The sequence below is a fragment of the Bradyrhizobium sp. CCGUVB1N3 genome, assembly GCF_024199925.1.
In the GTDB taxonomy this organism is placed as follows: Bacteria; Pseudomonadota; Alphaproteobacteria; order Rhizobiales; family Xanthobacteraceae; genus Bradyrhizobium.
Window position 1 is genome coordinate 8055375 of the sequence record NZ_JANADR010000001.1, and the last position, 23707, is coordinate 8079081.

The window sequence follows — 23707 nt, forward strand, 5'->3', positions numbered from 1 at the left end:
CGCCGTCACCGTGGAGTTTGACGGACCCGCTATGCGGTCCAGCAATTTGGCGTTCGACAGCCCCTATCGCAACCGAGCAGCTGGTCTGGCGAACAAGCCGCGAATTTGGAGAGTGCCGCTATGATTGCAACGGGCCTGTCGGATAATGTCATTCCTCGCGCCGACATCGTCAAACGCGCAGCGCGCATCGGAGCGGAAATCCGAAACATCAAGCTGTCGGGCGATCTACCGGACCAGACGATCGCCGCAATCAACGAGCTGCTGCTCGAGAACAAGGTGATCTTTTTTCGCGACCAGGGTCATCTCGACGACGCCGAAGCAGGAGCGCTTTGCTCTTCGTTTCGGAAGTCCGGCATGTCATCCGACGCTCGGTGCCATTAAGGGGACGGCGTCGATTATCGAGCTTGATTCGGTCCGCGCCGGCAGCCGGGCCGACCTGTGGCACACCGATGGGACCTTCGTCGATGGCTACCCTAAGATTGCGGTGCTGCGAGGCGTTGTGATGCCACCGTTCGGTGGCGATACGGTCTGGTCAAACACCGTCACAGCCTACCTCGACTTGGCACCGCCGCTGCAACGGCTTGCGGACAAGCTCTGGGCCGTTCACAGCAACGCCTTCGACTACGCAATAATGCCCCGCGCCAGCGAGCTCGACAAGAAGCACTTGGACGAAGTCTTCACCAAAACGATCTATCAGACTGAGCATCCAGTCGTGCGCGTCCACCCCGAGACTGGCGAACGCACGCTGCTCCTCGGCGCCCTGGTGCAACGTTTTGTTGGCATCCCGAAATACGACGGCCAGAAGCTGTTTGATCTGTTTCAGTCTCATATCACGGCGCTCGAAAACACCGTGCGCTGGAGTTGGAAGGAAGGTGATGTGGCGATGTGGGACAATCGCGCCACACAACACTACGCGGTGAACGATTACGGCGATCAGCATCGGGTCGTTCGTCGCGCCACCGTCGCTGGCGAGGTACCCGTCAGCATCGATGGTCAGAACAGCGTAACGCGCATCAAGAGAGCAAAAGAGCCGGCCGCGAAGGTCGCCTAGCCGGCCCACAGGATTGACCGCGGTCCGGCCGATGCAAACTCTGCCTTTGTCACCCATCCCTGTATGCAGCATCGGCAGCTCGACGATGTCATTGAAAGCCATCGTGCCAGCTCTTAACCCAAGAGCGGCATGGATTCCCGGAGAGGTCGCATCGGGTTGATGGAGCTGCGTAGACCTGCAATGGACGAACCGCAAGAACGCGGGTTTTGTCGCGTCAGCACAGGCGCTCTTCATTCGAAAGAATGTCCTCCTTTAGGTTCCTGCGCGTCTCTCGATCGGTTTTCTCCCGCGTATTGGCCTCGACACTTGCCGAGCCGCCGCGCCTTCTGAACCAGAGTCAGCACGTTTCGTTGGTCTTGGGCGAGCTCGAATGCCGTCCAATCCCATAGCTATGGCTATTCAGTAGATTGAAGATGGGTCGTCTATCCGCGCAAATCTATCGCGCATCAGCAAAACCGGCTTGCCGCTCTGCAAGCGCTTCCGCGGTGGTCGATCCCATGTCTTTGCGAAGCACGCTATGAGCGGGAAAGCCAACCTCTTCCAGCAGACGATCCGACGACTTCGTGGCGACCACGCCAAGAGCGTGCTTTGCGCGTCTCAGTGTCTGTAACGAGCCGACGTCCTGAAATGGTTTTTGCATCCACCTCTCGGAGCGGAATGCCTGGAGAAGCGAATATTCAATCGAACGCGCTGTCCGTTGGAAATTGAGCACGCGAATCGATAAGCAGCGCCTTACCCCCGGTCACCTGCCAACCTTGGCAATTGATGCAGCCGGCGGGCACATGGCAATCGTGCGTCAACGAGAGTGGTGCCCCTCACGTCAAGGAAGTCGGGATGCGATATGGATCTGGCCGCAGCAACGACGGGCCTGATGAATCTGCTGTCTCGTCATCTGCAGCTATGGGGTCTACTTCTACTGCAATCTCTCTCGTTTCATGGAAGGCGAGAGCAAACTGTCTTGCGCGGTCGTCAAGCACTCAGGCGTCAAAGGTCTCGTGGCTTCGCTCTCGTCAGTTGCTTTGTCTCGCGGCTCGCGCGCTGAAGACGAAAGTTCCTGAAGCGAGCGCGCAGAGATGGTTTGCTGTTGCACTGTCTCTCGCCGCGAGTACCGTCGGGGGAGCGGCGGGAGCACAAGCTGCCAACGAGCCTAGCCCCAAAAAAGACACTTCAAGTGAGATTGGGTCGGAAAGAATTCAAAAGAAAAACCTTACGGCTCTCAAATCCCGAAGCGGTCGGTCCCAACGAGCCGGGCGTCTCGTCACTAGCGTGGCACAAAATACGAATTTACTTGCGCCAAAATCCGACGGTGCGGCTCTTCTTGCGAAGAATGGAACTCAAACGAAGGCGGCCCCTTTTGCAAAGTTCGCGCACCTCCAGGAAAAAGGTATGTGGCTCAATATTCCCGGGCCGGCCGATACGATAGATCAGGATCACGGCGGCGTTAGATCTGCGCTGGAAGAGGTCGGGATCGGCTATGTCGGCGGGACAGTAAATACCTTCGTCGTCAATCAACTGCCGAATGCAGCGAGAAGCACCATCCGCGATCAGCTATATGTCGGCCAGAACCCGACGTTTAATACGCTAAACTTCATGATCGCGACGTACGATCTCAGCCGGTTTGGGATTCCCGATGGTCAGATCATCGTGGGAGCCGAGCAGCAATATTGGACATGGAAGCCTGGCGGGCCAGATAGAGTCGGGATCAATACGATTGCTTACTATCAGACCGCTTTCGACGGGAAGCTCGAACTCAAATTTGGTTACCTCAGAAACATAAATGAGTTCGTAGGCACGGTGGTCGGAGGGAACGCAGCAGTCAACGTGTTTGGAGCATCATCGAATATCTTGTACCAAGCAGGCATAAGCAACAATGCGGCGCCGACGCCAGCTCTCAATCTGAAGTACAATTTTGATGACCGCTTCTACAATAAAGCCTCAATACAGCGTTCGCTCAGTCCAGACGGTCAATCTGCGCAGATCGCTGAAAATCCGACGGGCTTGAACTGGAGTACGACCAACGCTGGCGTTCTTTTTCTCGACGAAACCGGCTACAAGAACAAGGCTGCTCCAGGCTTGCCGGAGACTTGGTTGCGGGCTGGTGCCGGATTCAACAACAGCAGCTTCACGGACTTGCAGCATCCGGCTCAACCGAGAGCCAGCGGCAATAGCATCTATTACTTCGCCGCGGACAGGCAGTTCTGGCAGTCTGATGCCCAAGGCTCGGCAGCTCGTGGCATCTATGCGGGATTTTCCGTCATGTACGCGCCGCCTGACTTAAATCGAGTCAGTCAGTACTATGAGCTTCGTCTTTATGCGAAGGGGCTGTTTGACAGCCGGCCGCACGATCAGATTGCTATTGTTGCCACCAACACTGCGTGGAGCAACTTCGCAGTGGATGCTGCCTTGGCCAAGGGCCATTTTGTGCATCGCGACAGTACAGCGATTTCTGGAACATACACGGCGCATCTGGCGCCGGGGATATATTCAAGCTTGGGACTGACATACATCAATAATCCGACAAGCATCACATTCACACCCCGTACGGGACATGCGTTGAACTTGTTGGTGTCCACGTCGATATTCTTCTAAGATTCGAGAACTCTGTGCGTCCGCTATGCTCGCTAGGTGAAGGCGGACATCGCCGCTAGTGCGCCACTGCATAGAAAGAGATGTGAGCCATGTCGCGACTCTCGTCTTGGCAGTTGGTCGCCTAACGTGGCTTCTTAGGCCTGATCCAGTCCCACATCAGGCGAATCAGGGCAGACGGCACGCGCCATTGCCCAGAAGCGTTGTATGTCGGCTGCTTAGTTCCCGTGTTCAGGGAAGCGAAAAATGCAGTGTTTCGGCAAGGCTCGCGCTATTGGACGAGGACAGCTGCAGATGTCAAAGCGGCGCTCGAGCGAGTCTTATCGGAGCAACTCTAAGGTGTGAAACGCGCTTGCAACCGCGCTGGTGCCCGAGTTCGGGTATGCAAGTGTCGCCGGGATGGTGCGGACCGCGCTCAACGAACATCGATCGTTTCTCGATATCGCCATCGAACGTGGCTTGCTGGGGCAGAAAGACGTCCACTCGCTCATGCGCCGCGCTGCGGTTGAATCGACAAGCACGGAGTCTACGAGGGAGACGAAGCGCAATTCAGGGCGGAGGATTCGGATTGCGCACGTTCTGCTGGGACGCTTCCGCCTTCGCCGTCGGATTGTGTTTCTGTGGTGGAGAGAGCGACCAACGGCTTGAACGATCCGCTGTCGGGGTCGTGATAGCGAGATGCCAACGCGCGACCTCTCATTTCCAAATTACCCAATTTTACCCAACCTTTGTCTTGAAAGGCCGCTAGCGGCGAAAGAATGGCGGCTAGCCTTCGCGCTGCTGCGGCCTTTCGGGAAGAGGAAGGCGAGTGGTTTTGCGGGCCAAAGAGCCCATCGGAGGGAAAAATGCCAAGAAAGCTCGCCGCTTTTCGCGGCCATTCGGCCAATTTTGCCAGAAGAGCTCTGATCTGCTCCACGCTTTGGGCCGGAACAGCCGTAGCGGTTACTCAAGCCAATGCGGACGACATCAATTGGCGGCAGTTCGAGGGTGCGTCGATCGTCTGGGCATACGACATTCATCCGTATGCCGACGCGGTCGCAGCCCAGTTGCCGGAGTTCGAGAAGCTCACGGGCATCAAGGTGACGCCGGAGCTTTATCCGGACGATGCCTATTGGAATAAGCTGACGATCCAGCTCAGCACAAAGTCACCAAGCTGGGACGTCGTGGGTACCGGGATTCAGCCCGCCTGGGATCTCGCACCAGGCCAGTTGCTTGAACCGCTCGATCCTTATCTGAACGACCCAAAACTCACCGCGGCGACCTATGACTACAAGGATTTCTTCCCTGCACTGCGGGATTCGCTGACCTGGAAAGTGAAGGAAGGGCAGATCGAGGCCGGAAGCGGGCAGGTGTGGGCCATCCCGCATGGCTTTGAAAACATCCAGCTGTTCTACCGTAAGGACATTCTCGACAAATACGGCATCGACGTTCCGACGACTCCGCCGCAGATGTCCGCGGCCTGCGAGAAGCTGAAGTCTGCGGACCCCGCGATTACGCCATTAGGCGTCCGCGGCGTGCGGTTTTGGAGCAGCATCCACACCGCTGCAATCTCGATTGCCAAATCGTATGGCGTGCGCGATTTCGTCATCAAGGATGGCAAGCTGGAGACAGGGCTGGACTCGCCCGAGTCGATCGCGTTCCACAAGGACTACGTGGATATGATCAAGAAGTGCGCGGCTCCGTCCTTTGCCAACGACAATTGGTACCAGGTGGTCGATGGCATCAACTCAGGGCGAACAGCAATGGCGATCGATTCCAACATGTTCGGTTTTTGGAATGACGTGACCGGCAAGCCCGCCTCGGGTAAGATCGCGTTCGCGCCCCCGTTACACGGCCCGAACACCAAGACCTTCGAATCCAATATCTGGATCTGGTCTCTTGCAATGAACGCTGCGTCCCAGAAGAAGGGAGCAGCCTGGCTGTTCATCCAGTGGGCAACGTCAAAGCAGGTCGAGTTGAATGGCGCTGTTGCCGGCAAGCTCGTGAACTCTCCGCGCGCCTCCACGTGGAGCGACAAGACGTGGCTCGAATATGCAGCAAAGCCGGAGTTCAACAACTTCGTCGCGACGTTCAAGATCGTGCAGGACAGGGCTACACTTGCCTTTACGCCGCGCGTAGGCTTTGCCGAAGCAATGAATGCTTGGGCCGTCGCCATGCAGAAGATGGTCAATGGAGCTGACGTGAAGGCGACGCTGGTTGATCTTGCGTCAGAGATCCGTTCGTCCATGTGAATGGCAAAGCAGGGCGGCAGGTGTAATTGCCGCCCCTTTCGCATCATAGAGATCTAATGACATGGACCTTCGAGGATCCGACGGAATCGTGACGCTACAGTCGTCGGCCAGCCAACTCTCCACGTCAAAAGATAGGGTAGAAAGGCGCGCCGAGGAGCCGCGCATCGACTGGTGGAGCATTGCGGCGATCGCTCCTGCTATCATCATCTTGCTCGGATTTCTGTTCCTGTTCTTCTATGGTGTCTTTCAGTCGCTCACAGACCTCAAGTTCGGTCGGCTGCTGGTCCACTTCGTCGGCCTCAGCAACTATGCCGTGCTGATCAAGACACAGGATTTCTGGAACAGCGTTCGCGCCACTCTTGTCTACGCCGGATCGGCCGTAATTGCGGAGGCTGCATTCGGACTCGCACTTGCCAAGCTGTTCGCAACTGACGTCTTCCTTGCGCGCGTGATGCGGCCGGTCATTCTGTTGCCTCTCGTCCTGCCCCCGATGAGCGTTGCGCTCATGTGGACGACGATGATGGACCCGCAGAACGGGATCATGAACTACTTGCTGTCTCTTGTCGGGATCGGCCGATTTGCATGGATTTCAGATCCAACCACCGCAATGTTCTCCCTGGTCCTGATCGACGTATGGACCTACACGCCATTTTTTGCGCTTATCATCTTCGCTGGCCTGCAGGGCATCAATGAAGAGGTGAGAGAGGCGGCCCGTGTCAATGGTGCGAAGGGATGGGCAACCTTTGTGCATATCGAGTTGCCGCTAATTGCTCCCTACATACTGATCGCTGCAGTATTTCGGCTGATCGAATCCCTCAATCAGTTCGACATCATCTTCGGGACAACGCAAGGCGGTCCCGGAAATAGCACCTCCGTCCTGTCCGTCCGCGCCTACGTCACTGCCTTCCAAAATCTCGCCTTTGGCCGTGGGGCAGCCCTTATGGTCGTCAATTGGTTGATCGTGCTGGTTGGGACCTTCACCATGGTCAAGCTGTGGCGCTTCGTCCGCCAGCGCGTTAGCTGAGGAGGCAACGTATGCGATTGAAACGCACGACCTCCGCGAATTTGATCCTCAACCTGCTCGTCGGCATTTGCGCACTGATCCTGGCCTTTCCGCTCATTTGGATCGTGATGATGTCGCTGAAGCAGCAGGCAGAGGTGATGACCTGGCCACCGACCTTCCTGTTCTCGCCGACATTGGAAAACTTTCGCGTCTTGTTCGACGTTGCCCAGGCAGGCGCAACCAGCTACGGCACCATCAAGGTCGATTTCCTGACGCCGATCTCGAACAGCGTTGTCATCGCGCTTGGCTCTGTCATCGTGTCCCTGATCGTCGGGCTGCCCGCGGGCTACGTCCTGGCGAGACGCGACATTCCCCTCAAGGAAGACATTGCCTTCTTCATTTTGGGCTTCCGTTTTGCGCCGGCGCTGCTGGTCGTCATTCCGCTCTTCAGCGTTTTCCAGACCATTGGACTCTATGACACTTATATCGGCATGATCTGGGTCTACCAGGTCGTCACATTGCCAATGATCGTTTGGCTAAGCCGCTCCTATATCGAAGACATCCCGAAGGACATCGAGGAGGCGGCTGCCATGGATGGCGCCAAGCCGGTCCGGGTCGTGTTGCACATCGTGCTGCCGCTTTTGAAGCCTGGCCTGATCGGCGCCTCGTTGCTGATCTTCCTGCTCGCCTGGCACAATTTCGCCCTTGGCCTGATTCTCTCGTCAACCAAGGCGCCGGTGACCGTCGCCCTGCTCAAGCTGCTTAATCCGGGCGTGCAATTCTATCCCGTCATGGCCGCAGGATTGGTCGTGACGATGATCATTCCGGTCATTCTGATCGTCATCGGCCAGCGTCACCTCGAACGTGGCCTCACCTTCGGTGCCGTAAAATGAATGCCAGGCCGTTGATGTTCTTCGGAACGACCAATCTCGACCTCTGCTTCAATGTCGAGCGGCTGCCAACGCCCGGTGAAAGCCTGATGGGAACGTTGACCCGCCACCCGGGAGGGAAGGGCGCCAATCAGGCCGTTGCCGCCGCCCGGCTTGGGCTGAAGCCGCACTTCTATACGTGTCTCGGCGAAGACGCTGCCGGTCACTGGCTGTTGCAGTCCCTGACTGAGGCGGGTGTTTGCACGGATGCGGTCAAGATTGCACCGGGAGAAGTCTCCGGCTCGGCCCTGGTCATGGTCGGGGATGACGGCTCCAACATGATCGTCATCGACCCCGGCGCCAATCTGAACGTCACCTCGCAGATGATCGAGACCGCGGCCGAGTTCATCGCGCAGGACGCGATTGTGGTCGCCGAGATGGGCCTGCCGATCGGAGCGCTTAACCGGCTCTTCGAGCTGAAGCGGGACAAGCACTTCGAACTGATCTTTAATCCTGCGCCGGTGAGGCCCGGGCTTCCATCGACGGCGTGGAGAAGCGTTGATTTTGTCACACCGAACCAGACGGAAGCCTTTGAGCTGACGGGAATTGAGGTCGACGACTTCGATAGTGCCGCCCACGCTGCGCTAAAGCTTCTCGATCTCGGGCCACGTGCCGCGCTGATCACCCTCGGTGCGCAGGGCGCCTATTATGCAGATGAAAAGCACTCCTTTGCCTTGCGCGCTTTTCCCGTCAAGGTGGTCGACACCACGGCCGCAGGCGACGCCTTCAACGGAGCATTCGCCGCGTCTCTCGCGCAAAGGCTGTCTTTGAGCGAAGCCGTGAGGAAGGCCCTGGCCGTGGCCGCCCTATGCGTGACGCGGCGCGGCGCTCAAAGCTCCATGCCGAGCGCGGAGGCCGTTGACGAGTTTCTAAAGTCTCAAACGATCTTGGAGTTGGAATGACCGGACAGTTCTCAGTCTCAGATAGGACGGTGCTCGTGACCGGAGCCGGTGGCGGCATCGGCTCTGCCATCGTGAACGCGTTTCGGGCAGGTGGGGCGAAAGTCCTTGCCACCGATGCAAACCTCGAAAGTCTCGAGGACACTTTGGCAAGCTTGCCCTATGGCAACGGGGTATTGCCGATGGCCATGGACGTGGCGCGCGAGCAAGATGTCACCATGGTGCTCGACGAGGTTGCCAGACGCTTTGGCCGGCTCGACGTGCTGGTCAACAATGCCGGTATCAAATCTGCAGAGCCGCTCCTGAACGGTAGTCCAGAGAAGATCGAACGCACCATCCAGATCAACTCGGTCGCTGTCTTGCACTGCTCCAAACTGGCGATCGAGCGCTTCATGAAAGCCAAGGGCGGCAGCATCGTCAACATCGGCTCCTCCCTTTCTTCCCAGGGGGCAGTCTTCAACTACCAGGCAGGTGGCGCCGACTATTGCTTATCCAAGGCGATCGTTCACGACGTCACTAAGCTTCTCGCCTACGAATGTGCGCCCCTCAAGATCAATGTGAACGCAATCGCGCCAGGAATCATCGATACGCCGATGCACGGACGTCCGCGTGAGGAGACCGAAGCGCGCCACAGTGGCCGGATCCCCTTGGGACGGGTGGGCGTACCCGATGATATCGCAGGATTGGCGGTTTTCCTCGCAAGTCCTGCAGCTTCCTACATGACGGGGCAGATCGTTCACGTGAACGGCGGGATGCTGATGAATGGCTAGCGGTAGCTCTGGCCCAAACTGGCCGCCGATCGAAGGGATCATTTCGGATCTCGACGGCGTCGTCTATCGCGGGAACGCTGCGATTGTCGATGCCATCCAGGTATTTGGAGCCTGGCAGGCGGCCGGATTGCCGTTCTGCTTCGTGACAAACAATTCCACCCATACGCCGCAAGATGTCGTCCGCAAATTGGAAGGTTTTGGGCTTTCCGTCGCACCGAAAGACGTTGTCACGAGCGCCATCACCGCCGCCGAGCTGATCCGTGCGAAATACCCGGACCTCATGCGCGTATTTGTCATCGGCGCACCGTCTCTTGTGAAAGCTATGGCAGACGTGGGGCTCGAGGTTACCGATCGAAAACCTCAGGCTGTCGTCATGGGGCTCGACCGTCAGATCACGCATGAGAAACTGCGAATTGCGGTCGAAGCGATCTTGAATGGCGCTGCCTTCATCGGCACTAATCCAGATCTCCTCTTGCCGACCGCTAGCGGATACGAGCCGGGCGCAGGAGCAACGATCACCGCTGTGGCGGCTGCCACGCAAGTCAAGCCCGTGATCGTCGGTAAGCCCGAGCCGCACATGATCGAGACCGCACTTGCGCGTCTGGGGACGGCGCGCGGCTCCACATTGCTGATTGGCGACCAGATTCAGACCGATATTCAGGCCGGGAAACGAGCCTGCCTGCCGACCGTGCTGGTTACGACGGGGGTGCCCCCCCGAGAGGATCCATTACTGGTGCCGCCCGATTTCATCGTGTCCAGCCTGGAAGAGATTGGGGTGAGGCCGGCGCCGGTTGGAAGTTCGCGACAGAGGAGAGCCTGATGTCCGATGTTCGTTTGGAAGGCGTCAATAAGGCCTATGGGACCATCCAGATCCTGCGGAATATCGATCTGACGATCGATCACGGCGAATTTGTCGTATTCGTTGGGCCATCCGGGTCGGGCAAGTCGACGCTGCTGCGAATGATCGGTGGTCTGGAGCGAATTAGCGGAGGACGGCTCTTGATCGACAACGAGGTCGTCAACGATGTTGACGCGGCTGACCGAAACCTCGGCATGGTGTTTCAGAGCTATGCTCTTTATCCGCACATGACGGTGCGAGAGAACCTTGCCTTTCCTCTGCGCATGGCCAAAGTGCCGAAAGACGATATGGCTAGTAGGGTCGCCGAGACTGCGTCGCTGTTGCAGATCGATCACCTGTTGGAGCGCAAACCTCGGCAACTCTCAGGAGGACAACGGCAGCGCGTGGCGATTGGACGTGCCATCGTGCGTGAACCCAAAGTGTTCCTGTTCGACGAGCCGCTGTCGAACCTGGATACCGAGTTGCGGGTGCAGATGCGGGTGCAGATTGCCAAGCTGCACAAGCAGCTTGGCAACACCATGATCTATGTGACCCACGACCAGGTCGAGGCCATGACGATGGCCGACAAGATCGTCGTGCTCAAGGACGGCAACATCGAGCAAGTGGGGAGTCCGCACGAACTCTATCACAATCCGGCTTCTCGCTTCGTGGCCGGGTTCATCGGCTCGCCCAAGATGAATTTCCTCAACGGCCACATCGAGGCGGCGCACGCGGCGGGCATGGACGTCAAACTCGACGCGGGTGCGACGGTCTCCGTCCCCGTTCTGCCTGATCAAATGCTTGTCGGCAAGCCGATCGCGCTCGGAATTCGCCCGGATGATTTCTCTCCATCCGTGGCGGGGCAGACCGATATCGGAATCGAGCTTGACGTCGATTTCGTCGAGCATCTTGGCAGCGTCACCTACATCTACGGCAACGCTGGCAAGGAATCCGTGGTCGCAAAAGCGCCCAAGCCCCAGCCGCCCAAGAGGTCCGGCAAGGTTCGTCTGGCCGCTTCGCCAGCGGACTTCCACCTCTTCATGTCGAACGGAAAGGCGCTACGACGGTTGCACGCGCCCGCAAATTGGAGCTAGCTTTCAAACCTGCCCTGCAGGAGGCGGGGCCGGTCATGCACAGGCCGACGGACCAGGTAAAGGGCGGCAGTATCAGGCAGTTCTTCCGGAACTCCCGGTCGTTTGTGCTTGGGGCGGGAATCGGATCTGGTATGACCGCAAGAGCGGCCGAGCGTGCGGGCGCAGATTTCGTGCTTGCGCTCAATGCCGGCCGTTTTCGCGCCATGGGAGGCTCTTCGCCGGCCTCAATCCTTCCAATCCGAAACGCCAACGAATTCGTGGCCGGCTTTGGCCGGACCGAGATTCTGCATAGCACAAAATTGCCGGTATTTTTCGGGGCCTGTACCTTCGATCCGCAGCTCGATATCGACGGTTTTCTCGACCGCATCACCAGATGGGGCTTCTCTGGGGTCAGCAACTTCCCGTCCGTCATCCATATCGATGACTACAGGCGATCATTGCTTGAAAAGTCCGGCCTGGGCTACGCACGAGAAATCGAGCTCCTGGTGAAGGCTGCCGGACGTGGCCTGATGACTATCGCCTACACCCGCACCCAATCCGAAGCAAGACGCATGGTCGAAGCAGGAGCTGAGGCCATCTGCATCAACTTCAATCTCAACCGGGGGATCGAAAGCGGGTCCGATCCATCGATCAGCCTGCCGGAGCTTGCCGCGCGCACGAGCGCCGTGGCGCGCGTGGCTCAATCCATCGACAGAAACGTGATCTGCCTGCTCGGCGGCGGACCTATTACGAAGCCTGACGAGCTCCTGGATATCTGCCGCGAAACAGGTGTCCAAGGCTTCATCGGCGGCTCCTCGCTCGACCGCGTCCCGTTGGAAATGTCGGTTCTTGAGGTCACCTCGGGCTTCAAGACAATTCACTTGCTGCGCGAGAAGGTCGATCTTCTTGAGCGCCAGCTCCAGTTGAGCGGCTTCAGGCACGGCATCATTGCGCAGTCGTCAGGCATGAAGCGTGTCCTCGAGACCACAAGGCGCTTGGCCGGCAATCCCAATCCTGTGCTCGTCTGGGGCGAGGCCGGATCAGGCAAGCGCCGAATAGCTAATCTCATTCATGCCTTCAGCGACCGGAAACACACGAAGCCGGCGCTATTTCACTGCCGGCCGGGTCCGGCAATCGACACGGTCGGTGCGCTGTTCGGGGCAGAGGGCGACGAGAACAGGAGACGCCAACTGTCGCTCCTGGAAGCTGCAAGCGATTCTACGCTCTTGCTAATGCATGTCGATCAGCTGTCGCGGGATGGGCAAGAGCGTCTTGCCGACTACCTCGAGACGGGTACTTTCACGCCGCTGAACGGCGCGTCCGTTGTAAGGTCAAACGCCCGGATCGTCGCAACGGCAACAGTGGCTCGCGGCGCGGGCTTGGCAAGTGTTCTATGTCCCCGCCTTCTTGCCTTCTTTGTTGGGCTCGACATAGAACTACCCGCTTTGCCAAATCGTCTGGAAGACCTTCCGCAGCTCATTCAGCATTTTACGGTCGAGGCCAAAGGGGACTCGAACGCGCAAACGCTGGCAATCGAAAAGTCGGCGTTCTTGGCGCTTGCGGGCCATCATTGGCCCGGCAATCTTCGAGAATTGCGCCAGATCGTCAACCAACTTGTAAGCTTGAAAGACACACATATAGTTAGTGACGTCCTCAAGCCGCTTTTGAGCGCGGCATCCCCCACTAGGCCCACAGCGGCATTTTCCGAGCGTGAGTGGATCATCGAAGGCTTGAAACGAAACAGGCTCCATCGTGGCAAGACTGCCCGTTCTCTGGGGCTTTCAAGAAAGACGCTTTACAACAAGATCAAGAAGCTGCGGATTTTGGAGTAGCCTACCCTCACGTCTTGCGCACAGGTCGTCTCGGAGCCGTCGTATTCAAAAGCGAGAACTTTGGTATCGCCGATCCCTGTTGGCCAAGGCTGACCAACTCCATCTGGTCGCAAACCCTCAGCGCAAGAGCCTCTTCCGGCAAATACACGATACCTTCAAGACGCGACCCTAGTCGCTTCTCTGCCACGGTGATTTCAGAGTCCCTGGCAGCAGTGAACAAGATCTTGAATCCGAGGCTTGCGAACCATTCCATACGCCGAAATTCGAGCTCAAGTCCGGTATTAACCGGCATGCCAGCCGTGGGCCGCTCAATGATGGACGCAGGTGGGAAATTTACGACGCCGGAAATTTTCGCGTCTTTCAATAAGTCGGCAAAATCCTCCCAGCAGGCAAAGGGATCGATCATAACCATGGCCGCATAGACGTGAACGGATGCTTTCTGGTGGAGCGCGCGGAGGTCTCGCAAAAGGCAATCGTTCCAGTCGATGACAGGCAAGGTTGCCATTACGAGCATGCAGCCTTCTGGAAGACTCCGCAAGGACGGCGCGTAAATTTCCAGAGGTGCGCCCTTAGGCGCGACCGATAGGTGCCTGGTAAGCTTGCAGATGACTGGGGCCCTCACGGCTTTTACCTGATCTTACCCATTCGGACGTTTGGCCGATCTTATACAGCGTTTCAGCACAGTCTAGACTATCCCTTGTCAAGAACGATCCTGGAGAAAATCGTGTCGTGTCCGGACTACTCTCCGGCCATGAGATGACGGATCGCCGAATTGAGACTCCTAGGAAGTCTGATGCGATCAGCCAACTTGGCCGTGATGATCTCCGGCAGCCCATTTGGATGCGTTGTGGCGACCAACTCAGGCTGTCACCTGGTAACGATAGCTCTTGGATCCGCTGGCAGACCGGCTCGTCTGCTTCCTCCCTAGACTTAGGCCGCTGGTAGAGAAATCTGGCAGCGGTCTTTTTTCCGGAGGTCACTTGCTGCCAGGCGATAAGGACGATCTATCCTTCACTTAGCCCGCAGCTCTGCTGAATAGGCGTTCACCGTGAATCATGACCAAACCATGCTGGATGTGCGCGCGTTCCTGGAGCTTTGGGCGCAAACTTTCAACTCTCACAGGCTGGAGCATCTGGTTGCGTTATACGCAGATGATGCGCTGCTTCACGGCACGTCTAGTTCCACGCTGTATATCGGCGTCGAAGAAATACGCACGTACTTCCATGACGGAGCGATGGCAAAATTCGACGTATGGTATAGCGTCAGGCTGGCGGTCGATGTTGTTATGGTAATCGGAAAATATGCCTTCTCTGAAATGCGGCACGGTCAGCATGTGACGACACCGGCTCGGTTTACCTTTGTGCTGCGTCGCCACGACGGCGCATGGAAAATCTTACATCATCATTCATCCGCCACCCCCATATAAAGTTATACTGGCTTATAGTTGGGGTTAGAGCGACAGCGTCAACCTGCCTTGCTCTACCGCTCCTTTAACCATTAACCGAGAGCGGTTGCGCTTGTCGGTGTGGCCTCTCGCAAGCCACACCCCACACCGCCGCAGCGGATCTTAGCTGCTTGAGGCCGCGCACGATCCGGACCAGGACGGCAACGTCGGCCGAAGACCGGCGCCTGTTCGCCACCACAATCTCGGACGCGACACGAAGCGATTCCTTCCGACGTAGGTGCCGCTAATTTATCGCCGGGACGGAGCCTTTCGCGAACAGCTCTCCAGCAAGCCGGCCCTCGCCACGCATCGTGCCAGTTTTAGCGGTGCCGAAGGCCATCCGGCGCAAAGCTCCGGAAATTGCCTCCCCGCACGATCTTCCGCTTCTAGACCATGTGGACGTCGCCACATGAGCAGCGGCAATCGACATAACTGATCGCTTCCGCATCATGGACATAAAGGAGTGTCGGCGATGCCAATTAGGATCAGACCTAACCTGGCGAAGCTCGGCCTTCGGACCAACGGATCGATCTGGAGGTGAATTTAGTCTTGCGAAGCGGCCTCTGCTAACAACGGCGCCCGTCCCCTGCGACGGTATGCCCGAACAACCCCCCCCTTCATGTATGCCATCCAGACGTTGTCGCTCTCTTGCAGCATCTTTCTTGGCTGCATTACCCAAAGTTACCCAGTTCGTATAACGGGTCGTAGCCTCGATCAAACTGCACTCCGTACTCTCGTTTGAATGGGCCACCACAGATTGGTCCACCGTAGGAAACGACAGGAGAGCCAAGTGTCAGTTGTCTCGCCCACACCAGCGCAGTTGCGAGATGTGGCAGCGCAATGCGGCCTTTCACTGACCGACGAGGACATTGTTTCCTTTCGCGGTCTCATCTCGAAATCGCTCGACGCTTACAAATACATTGAAGCCATTCCCGACGAGTTGCCAGCCGTAAAATATGCGCGCACTCCGGGCTATCAACCTCCGCCCGAGGAGAATTTGCACAACGCATGGTACCGCAAGGCTCGTGTCGAGGGTGCGCCGAGCGGGAAGCTCAAGGGAAAGACCGTCGCGCTGAAGGACAACATCATGTTGGCTGGGGTGCCAATGATGAACGGCTCGGCGACGCTCGAAGGATTTGTACCTGATATCGACGCAACCATTGTCACCCGCATGCTCGATGCGGGAGCCGAAATCGCAGGTAAGGTGCATTGCGAATGCTTTTGCACATCGGGTGGTAGCCATACCGGTGCGCTTGGACCGGTGCACAATCCTCATAAAATGGGCTACTCTGCGGGCGGCTCGTCTTCGGGTTCCGGCGTTGTCGTCGCGCTTGGCGAAGTCGATATGGCGATCGGAGGCGACCAGGGTGGCTCAATACGCATGCCCTCGTCCTTTTGCGGCATTTACGGCATGAAGCCGACCTGGGGTCTTGTCCCCTATACCGGCATAATGCCCAATGAGCTGACTCTCGATCACGCTGGCCCTATGACCGCAACGGTTGCCGACAACGCGTTGCTGTTGGAAGTGATTGCTGGAGACGATGGTTACGATCCGCGCATCAAAGCACCGAAAGTCGATGAATACACGAACGCACTCGGCCAAACTGTCAGCGGATTAAAGATCGGCGTTCTCAAGGAGGGCTTCGAGCAGCCCGGCGCGGAAGCTGCTGTCAATAGAGCGGTTCGTGAAGCGGCCAAGCGCTTCAAAGATCTCGGGGCCTCGGTAGAAGCGGTCTCTGTACCGATGCACCTGCAAGGTGCCGCGATCTGGACGCCCATTGGTACCGAGGGCGCGACACAAACCATGATGTTCGGCGACGGGTTTGGTACCAGCCGATCAGACCTCTTTTCACTATCACTCATGGATTTCCATCGAGGGTGGCGCCGGAAGGCGAACTCCCTGTCGGAGCAGGCGAAGCTGTTCCTGTTGCTCGGCACCTACATAAACAACACGTACGGGCCGCGATTTTACGGCAAGGCCGTGAACGTCTCTCGCCGCCTGACCGCTGCTTATGATAGCGTGCTGAAGGACTACGATCTCCTTCTTCTGCCAACGACGCCCATGAAGGCGACCCAGCTGCCGCCGCCGGGCGCCAGCCGTGAGGACTATATCACTCGCGCGACGGAGATGTTCACCAACACCGCTCCTTTCAACATCACGCACCATCCGGCGATGTCGCTGCCTTGCGGAATGGTGGATGGCCTGCCCGTGGGTCTGATGATCGTTGGCCGTCACTTCGAGGAAATGACCATCTATCGGGCGGCGCATGCGTTCGAGCAGATTGGCGACTGGAAGAAGATGTAGAGGTGCGGCAGGAGTGACGCCGTAACTCTTCCCGCAGTCGTCAACACCACAAGCTTTGAGACGATCAACTGTGGAGCTCGCAAGACCGTCAGTACGACAACCGGTCAGCATTGTCGTGCTAGTCGCGCATCTGGCGAGGACGTCGGCGGGCGCATCCGGATCACGCTTTATCCAGAGCATCAATTGTTCAATCAAGCAGAGGAGGGAACTAATGCGCAACTTGTCTACCTACTTTTTAGCAACCGCGGCGCTGCTGGGATCGCTTACCGTCGCCAGGGCCGAGGATGTCCTATCTGAAGTATCCACACTCGAAAACGAATATTTTAACAACTGGTCGCAAGGTGCCGAGCAGGCAGCGAAAGCGCTCGGTTTGAACTACCGCATCCTTTCAGGCAAAGGTGACGCCGCCAAGCAGATCGAAATCTATGAGGCTCAGTTCGGCGCAGGCGTCAGAATTACGTTCGGCGAAAATCTCGTTGCTGCCAACATAAAGCCCATTGTTGAGATGGCGAAGAAGGTCGGCGCCGTGCACGTTGCCGTTTGGGAATCCGTGCCTGGCTTCCATCCCTTGGACGCGGGATCCGATAACTATGCCTTCGCGACGTTTTTCACGCCTGACGATGTCGATAATAGCTACAGAATAGCCAAACTGCTTTTTGACAAGATCGGCGGCAAGGGTAATGTCGTTCACATTACAGGCTTCCCTGGGGTTGATGCGGACATCGCTAGAACTGCAGGTTTCGAAAAAGCTCTAGCTGAATACCCGAACATTAAGGTCGTCGCCCGTCAGCCAGGGAAATGGAATCAAGTCGACTCCCGTAAGGTGATGGAGGACCTGTTGGTGGCTCATCCCAAAATCGATGCGGTCTTCGGTCAAAACGACTCGATTGCACTCGGAGCCATGCAAGCGGCCGAAGACGCCGGCTTGCATATTCCGATTACTGGCCTGGACGGTAATCGCGAAACGCTCAAACTGGTGAAGGAAGGCCGAATTCTTGCAACGATGGGCTTTACCCCACAGTGGCAAGCCGGTTTTGCCCTTGTTCGGGCTTACGACGTCGCGAAAGGATTCAAGCCGAGTCCATGCGAGCGCATGATGTACACCGGAGCCAGCCTGATCACGGCGCAGAATGTCGACAAATACCAGGCGTTTCTCGCCGGCGTGAAACTTCCCTTTGATTGGAAGAAAATGTCGCGGGTTCTCCACCCTAGCGATTGGGACGCTCAGAACGTGGTTTGGCCGATTGACGTCAAGACATACTGGGGGAGCCGTACGCCCGCCGGATACAAATTCCCGAAGGCGTACCAAGATGCCTTCGACGCAGGTTGCGTCAACCAGCTAAAGGCGGAGTATAACGATCATTACAAGCAGCGAATCCCCGAGTGATCGCTTTTCGGCGCCTCTCTCTCATCAGAGGGAGGCCCCATCGTTTATTCGTGTCCGATGGGACCGCAAAATGAGCGAAGCTTCACTGATGAGGCGTAGGGATAGCGAGCTATCGCGGCGCGCCATAGTAACAATTGTGGTCTTCACCATCGCCTGCATCGCTTTTGGTGTGGCGGCTCCGTCCTTTTTTACCGTAGCAAACATGAGGGCAATTGAACTTTCCAGTTCTGTCCTCCTCATCGCATCCGTCGGCGCCACCTTCGTTATCTTGATGGGCTCCATCGATCTCTCGATCGGGGCAATTGCGAGTTTCTGCGGCATGCTGGTCGCATGGACGGCGCCAGATCTCGGCTTATGGTCGGTTGCCATCGGTTGTTTCGTCGGTGTGGCATTCGGCGCGATTAACGGGCTCATCTACGTCTACCTCAAGATTCCCTCGATATTGGTGACGCTTGGAACAGCAACGACTCTTTCGGGCGCGGTACTCTTCATTTCAGATGGCCGATCGCTGACCGTATCGAACCCGGCTGTCGTTGATGTAGCCCAGGGCGCCTTCATCAATCTAGTCCCCAATGCGGTCCTGATTTCGGTGATCATTTTCGCCGCTGCAGTGTTCGTTGGCGATCGTACACGCTTCGGACGAATGACGCTCGCAATCGGAAGCGACGAGCAAACAGCTGCTCTGATTGGGGTCAAAGTGAACAGGATCAAGATCCAGGCGTTCGCGGTGTCTGGCCTTCTCGGGGGATTTGCCGGAGCGGTGCTGGCCGCGCGTCTTGGATCGGCCACGGTAACAATGGGCGGCTACATGACGCTTGACACGATCACAGCCGTAGTCGTCGGCGGGACTGCCGTCACGGGGGGCACGGGCAATATACGTCTAACGATCATCGGGGTCCTGTTCATAACAATCCTTTCTAACGGCATGAACATTCTTGCCTTACCCCCCTATTTGCAAACCGTGATTCAAGGGATCGTCATCCTGCTTGCTGTGCTTCTAAACACAACACGTACGAGTGCGGAGGACGTGAAATGAGGGAGGGGCGCACTCCCATTTTCACGATGCGCAATGGATCGAAGCGCTTCCATGGCATATCCGTCATCGAAGGAATCGATCTCGACATCTTTCCGAACGAAATTGTGGGCATTGCTGGTGAAAACGGAGCAGGCAAGTCGACGACCCTTAAAATGATCGCCGGCATTTATCCTCCGAGCGACGGAAGCATGGCCCTTTCCGACAAGAGCTATAGGCCGCTAAACTATACTCGGGCAGTTGAGGCCGGGATCTCAATGGTGTTCCAGGAGCAGGCTCTTGTTCCAAGCCTGGCCGTCTACGAGAATATCTTTCTCTCATTGGAAGCCAACTTCAGCAATCGGCTGGGTATCGTCGACACAAAGGCGATGATAGCCTTCAGCGAAAGACACCTCAAAGACCTTGGTCTCGATTACATCGATCCCCGCTGTCGTACGGGCGACTATGCTTTTCACCATCGGCAGATGATCGAGATTGCCAAGGCGTTTGCGTTGGCCGAGTACTTCCATATTGATCACCCGATCATCTTGCTTGACGAGCCGACAGCGGCAATCGGCGAGCGAGAGGTTCAGGTTCTTTTCGAATCGATTCTGCGATTCCGTCACCGTGCATCATTTGTCCTCATTACCCACCGCCTTGCGGAGTACGTAGAGCTTTGTGATCGGATCTACGTCTTCAAGGACGGCCGAAACGTTGGCGAGTTCGTAGGAGAAGAGATCACTGAACAAAGCCTCCACAAGGCGATGGTTGGTCGGATTCGGGAAGATGAATACTACCTGGAGAAGCGTCAGCTCAACGTCGTGGAAGCACCCCTTGCAGTGTCGGCCAAAGGCCTGAGCGGTCATAACATCAAGAATGTCAGCTTTGATGCTCGCAAAGGTGAGATCCTTGGGGTCGGCGGCCTGGTGGGGTGCGGCAAAGAGGCTGTGGCCAGGGCGATCGTCGGATTCGATCCCTTCCCATCGACCGGAACTATCGAAGTGAACGGCGAAGTCTTGCCGCTTCGTGGGCGTGCCAAAGCTGCGATCATGCACGGCGTTGGGTTCGTACCCAAAGAGCGGAAGACCGAAGGCATCGTTCCATATATGTCGGTTGAAGCGAATATCTCACTGGCCTCGCTGCCGCTCGTGTCTCGCCCGGCAGGCTTCATTTCCCGTTCCCGGGAACGAATTCTTGCGGAAAGGTACATCAATGGGTTGCGTGTCCGTTGCAATGGCCCAGCACAGCTCTGCCAATTCCTTTCCGGGGGTAATCAACAGAAGGTGGTGATAGCCAAATGGCTGGCACGAGAGGTTCAAGTGCTGGTCCTGGACAATCCTACACGAGGTGTGGATGTCGGCGCAAAACAAGAGATTTACAGTCTGCTAAGGGACTTGGTGGAACGGGGAGTATCGATTCTGCTCATAACAGATGATCTCCCCGAACTTATCGGAATGTCAAACCGCATTCTCGTCATGCGAGATGGTCAAATCCAATTCGAGTGCAGTGCGCCTGCCGATAGCAAGCCGACGGAGCAGGAACTTGTCCAACACATGGTCTGAACCCCAAGTCGCTGCGCCGCGATCAGGTTTGAAAGCAAGATTCCAGGTCGCAGAAGAATTCTACAGCCGTCATCGCCCAATCATAAATGCAGCCGGGCCGTTGTTGTTGCTGACGGTCATGGTCGTTGTTTTTGCGCTCATCAACCCGCGTTTTCTGAGTTGGGTGAACCTATTCAATCTGATGCGGCAATCGTCCATCCTGCTGATTGTATCGACAGGCATAACTTTTGTGATCCTCACGGGTGCGCTTGACCTTTCTGTCGGCGCTATCGTGACCCTTGTGGCGATTTCATCGGCGGTTTTGATCCGCGACTTTGACAGCGGTGCGGCCGGAGCCGCCTTCGCTGGCGCAGCCATCGGAGCTCTGTGCGGCCTAGTAAACGCAACGCTTGTCCTTCGTCTGCGTTTACCGTCCTTTGTGGCTACGCTTGGCTCGATGACCATTATTGGCGGCATTTCCACCTGGCTTAGTGGCGGAGTAAACGTGTTTTTTCGCAGTCCAAACCTGACATGGGTTGCGTCAGGTTCGATCATTGGCCACATTCCAAACTCTGGAGTTTTGGCGCTCTTGATTTATGTCGTAGCTTCTTTCGTCGGCGCAAGGAGTCACTTCGGAAGATCTTTGTTCGCGATCGGCGCCGGAGGCGTAGCTGCTCGTCTTTCCGGCATTGATGTGCTTCGCACCAAGGCGATCGCGTTTGTCGTATCCGGGATGCTTTGCGGAATTGCCGGATTGCTTCTCGTCGCACGAACCTCAACGGGAACTGCGCGCATGGGAGATGATCTACTGCTTCAAGCCATCGCGGCCGTTGTAATGGGCGGAACCGCGCTTTCAGGCGGTTCAGGGGGCGTTCATCGAACGCTAATTGGCGTGTTGGTGATCGCCGTACTTCAAAACGGTCTAAACATCGCAGGCGTACATACGTACGTCCAAATCATGGTCACCGGGCTCATTGTAATCCTATCTGTTACGATAACGCTCGATCGATCACGGCTGGCCTTCATAAAGTAGAAGGGAAAGCTCTCGTCGGGCATTTCTACCGAGGTAGACTAGGTGTTTAGTCCCAGACTTTGATGGTGCATCCTTATCGCACGATTCGAAGGAAGCGCTATGGGACAAATTTTACACGGCTGCGCCACCACGACGGAGGCAGTCCGTCGAGCAATACAAAATAGTCAAGAGAGCCTGAGAGCCCTCGCTAAGCGCTACGGGATCAACCAGAAGACTGTTGCGAAGTGGAAGCAGCGTGAGACCGCCGCTGATCTCCCGACAGGCCCCAAGGAAGCAAAGTCGACTGTCCTTTCCATCGAGGAGGAGGCGATTATCGTCGCTTTCCGGCGGCATACGCTACTGCCGCTCGACGATTGCCTCTATGCGCTACAGCCGACCATCCCGCATCTGACGCGGTCATCCCTGCATCGCTGTCTTCAGCGCCACGGCATCAGCCGATTGCCGGAGGCCGAAGGCAGCAAGCCTTCGAAGAAGAAGTTCAAGGCTTATCCGATCGGCTATTTCCACATCGACATCGCTGAGCTCCAGACCGCTGAAGGCAAGCTCTACCTCTATGTCGCTATCGATCGCACCAGCAAGTTCGCCTTCGTGCAACTGGTCAGAAAGACGGGAAGGAGCTCGGCCTCGGCCTTCCTCGAAGCTCTGATTGCGGCTGTCCCATACAAGATCCACACGGTTCTCACCGACAATGGGATCCAGTTCACTTTCCCGCCACGCTACGCGGATGGCCCGACGGCAAGATACGTGACGCACATGTTCGATCTGCGCTGCCAAGAGAATGGCATTGAACATCGGCTGACCAAGATCAAGCATCCCTGGACCAATGGCCAGGTCGAGCGCATGAATCGCACGATCAAGGAAGCGACCGTCCAACGCTACCATTACGATCGACACGATCAGCTCGAAGCTCGCCTTGCCGACTTCATCAACGCCTACAACTACGCTCGGCGGCTGAAGACCCTGAAGGGACTCACGCCTTACGAATACATCCGCAAATGCTGGACTTCCCAGCCAGAACGATTCAAACTCAACCCGCTCCAGCAAATGCCGGGACTAAACTCCTAGGCCTAAATTAGTATTCTTTGTCGATTGAGGGCCAACAGATAATCCTGCTTGCCCTCGTACTTTGGTGTATCGCCCCGTTCTTTGATGCTGCGCTCAGTGGTTCGGACAGGGAAGCGCTCGATGCCGTGGAAGCGCGCATCGCTGAATTTGATACGATCGATCCGGGATCGGATGCGTTTCGCTTTGCGCACGATCCCAAGGGGGCAGCCGATCAAGCTCGGCGTGACCGAAGTGGATCTGCCCAATCTGCAAAAGGTGGTTGCGAGTATTCACAACTTTCTCAAATGCGTCGATTTGCAGTTTCCACGGGTACGGGCTTGCGCCCTGTCGGCACTAAGAGGGCGCGCTATGAGCCTGTCGAAGCGCATTCTCTTTGGTGATGATCCTGCGAATGACGAAGCCCGGGCGCGGATTCATGAACGGATCCTCAAGCGTCTTGAGCTATTCACGTTCAAGATCCCGACGCGCCGACGCAATCGATTAGGGATGGGCGGATACTGGGACCCGATCTGGCCGGGCAGCGTTCAAAGCGCTGCCGGCGAGCTGAAGATCGATACCGTCCAGATCAACAGTCATGTCTGCACAAGATCGCAGGCGGAGGCCGACGCGATCTCGGCGCGCGCTACGGAAGTCTATCAGGAGCGCGTCAAGAGTTCCCTGAAGGTCGCATCGGAAATCCCCGGACAGCTTAAGTCAAAATAGCATGAG

At 56.9% G+C, this 23707-nt stretch carries 19 protein-coding genes and 1 pseudogene; 19 read left to right on the forward strand and 1 reads right to left on the reverse strand.

The window, feature by feature from the left end:
* The first annotated feature begins 120 nt into the window (after positions 1-120).
* From NLM33_RS38170 to NLM33_RS38215, 11 genes and pseudogenes are all read left to right on the forward strand, one after another.
* Positions 121-1051: pseudogene (locus NLM33_RS38170) on the forward strand (TauD/TfdA dioxygenase family protein).
* Positions 1052-2317: 1266 nt separating this feature from the next.
* Entirely contained in the window at positions 2318-3640 is a 1323-nt protein-coding gene (locus NLM33_RS38175) for a carbohydrate porin (RefSeq protein ID WP_254103558.1), read from the forward strand.
* A 360-nt stretch (positions 3641-4000) separates the two neighbouring features.
* The gene (locus NLM33_RS49900; protein ID WP_371930159.1) at positions 4001-4285 is read left to right on the forward strand and encodes a hypothetical protein; all 285 of its coding nucleotides are present in this window, start codon (positions 4001-4003) and stop codon (positions 4283-4285) included.
* Positions 4286-4482: 197 nt separating this feature from the next.
* Positions 4483-5868 carry a sugar ABC transporter substrate-binding protein gene (locus NLM33_RS38180; RefSeq protein WP_254103559.1) on the forward strand — a complete coding sequence of 462 codons (1386 nt, stop codon included), beginning with the start codon at positions 4483-4485 and terminating at the stop codon, positions 5866-5868.
* A 61-nt stretch (positions 5869-5929) separates the two neighbouring features.
* Complete coding sequence (locus NLM33_RS38185) at positions 5930-6892, forward strand: carbohydrate ABC transporter permease (protein ID WP_254103560.1); 963 nt, start codon at positions 5930-5932, stop codon at positions 6890-6892.
* An 11-nt stretch (positions 6893-6903) separates the two neighbouring features.
* Entirely contained in the window at positions 6904-7764 is an 861-nt protein-coding gene (locus tag NLM33_RS38190; protein ID WP_254103561.1) for a carbohydrate ABC transporter permease, read from the forward strand.
* Positions 7761-8702, forward strand: coding sequence for a ribokinase (locus NLM33_RS38195; protein ID WP_254103562.1), 942 nt, complete (start codon positions 7761-7763; stop codon positions 8700-8702). Before NLM33_RS38190 ends, NLM33_RS38195 begins: the two co-directional genes overlap by 4 nt.
* Positions 8699-9469 (forward strand): SDR family NAD(P)-dependent oxidoreductase, encoded by a 771-nt coding sequence (locus NLM33_RS38200; protein ID WP_254103563.1) that lies wholly within the window; start codon positions 8699-8701, stop codon positions 9467-9469. The genes NLM33_RS38195 and NLM33_RS38200 overlap by 4 nt, the downstream gene beginning before the upstream one ends.
* Positions 9462-10289 carry an HAD-IIA family hydrolase gene (locus NLM33_RS38205; RefSeq protein ID WP_254103564.1) on the forward strand — a complete coding sequence of 276 codons (828 nt, stop codon included), beginning with the start codon at positions 9462-9464 and terminating at the stop codon, positions 10287-10289. Before NLM33_RS38200 ends, NLM33_RS38205 begins: the two co-directional genes overlap by 8 nt.
* The gene (locus tag NLM33_RS38210; RefSeq protein WP_254103565.1) at positions 10289-11401 is read left to right on the forward strand and encodes an ABC transporter ATP-binding protein; all 1113 of its coding nucleotides are present in this window, start codon (positions 10289-10291) and stop codon (positions 11399-11401) included. The genes NLM33_RS38205 and NLM33_RS38210 overlap by 1 nt, the downstream gene beginning before the upstream one ends.
* Before the next feature lie 131 nt (positions 11402-11532).
* Positions 11533-13212 carry a phosphoenolpyruvate hydrolase family protein gene (locus NLM33_RS38215; RefSeq protein WP_254103566.1) on the forward strand — a complete coding sequence of 560 codons (1680 nt, stop codon included), beginning with the start codon at positions 11533-11535 and terminating at the stop codon, positions 13210-13212.
* 7 nt (positions 13213-13219) lie between these two features.
* Here NLM33_RS38215 and NLM33_RS38220 read toward each other — a convergent pair whose 3' ends face one another.
* Positions 13220-13726: a hypothetical protein gene (locus tag NLM33_RS38220; RefSeq protein ID WP_254103567.1), complete on the reverse strand. Its 507-nt coding sequence runs from the start codon at positions 13724-13726 to the stop codon at positions 13220-13222.
* Positions 13727-14260: 534 nt separating this feature from the next.
* Between NLM33_RS38220 and NLM33_RS38225 the strand changes: the two genes are divergently transcribed.
* The 8 genes from NLM33_RS38225 to NLM33_RS38260 all read left to right on the forward strand — a co-directional run bounded on the left by NLM33_RS38225 (position 14261) and on the right by NLM33_RS38260 (position 23701).
* A complete protein-coding gene (locus tag NLM33_RS38225; protein WP_254103568.1) occupies positions 14261-14638 on the forward strand; it encodes a nuclear transport factor 2 family protein in 378 nt (125 codons plus the stop codon).
* A gap of 808 nt (positions 14639-15446) precedes the next feature.
* A complete protein-coding gene (locus NLM33_RS38230; RefSeq protein ID WP_254103569.1) occupies positions 15447-16961 on the forward strand; it encodes an amidase in 1515 nt (504 codons plus the stop codon).
* A 211-nt stretch (positions 16962-17172) separates the two neighbouring features.
* Positions 17173-18348: a sugar ABC transporter substrate-binding protein gene (locus NLM33_RS38235; protein WP_254103570.1), complete on the forward strand. Its 1176-nt coding sequence runs from the start codon at positions 17173-17175 to the stop codon at positions 18346-18348.
* Between the two features lie 70 nt (positions 18349-18418).
* A complete protein-coding gene (locus tag NLM33_RS38240) occupies positions 18419-19384 on the forward strand; it encodes an ABC transporter permease (protein ID WP_254103571.1) in 966 nt (321 codons plus the stop codon).
* Positions 19381-20922 carry a sugar ABC transporter ATP-binding protein gene (locus NLM33_RS38245; protein WP_254103572.1) on the forward strand — a complete coding sequence of 514 codons (1542 nt, stop codon included), beginning with the start codon at positions 19381-19383 and terminating at the stop codon, positions 20920-20922. The genes NLM33_RS38240 and NLM33_RS38245 overlap by 4 nt, the downstream gene beginning before the upstream one ends.
* Complete coding sequence (locus NLM33_RS38250) at positions 20903-21934, forward strand: ABC transporter permease (RefSeq protein ID WP_254103573.1); 1032 nt, start codon at positions 20903-20905, stop codon at positions 21932-21934. Before NLM33_RS38245 ends, NLM33_RS38250 begins: the two co-directional genes overlap by 20 nt.
* Positions 21935-22033: 99 nt before the next feature.
* On the forward strand, positions 22034-22999 hold the full coding sequence (locus tag NLM33_RS38255; protein WP_254103574.1) for an IS481 family transposase: 966 nt from the start codon (positions 22034-22036) through the stop codon (positions 22997-22999).
* Positions 23000-23119: 120 nt separating this feature from the next.
* A complete protein-coding gene (locus NLM33_RS38260; RefSeq protein ID WP_254103575.1) occupies positions 23120-23701 on the forward strand; it encodes a hypothetical protein in 582 nt (193 codons plus the stop codon).
* The last annotated feature ends 6 nt before the right edge of the window (positions 23702-23707 follow it).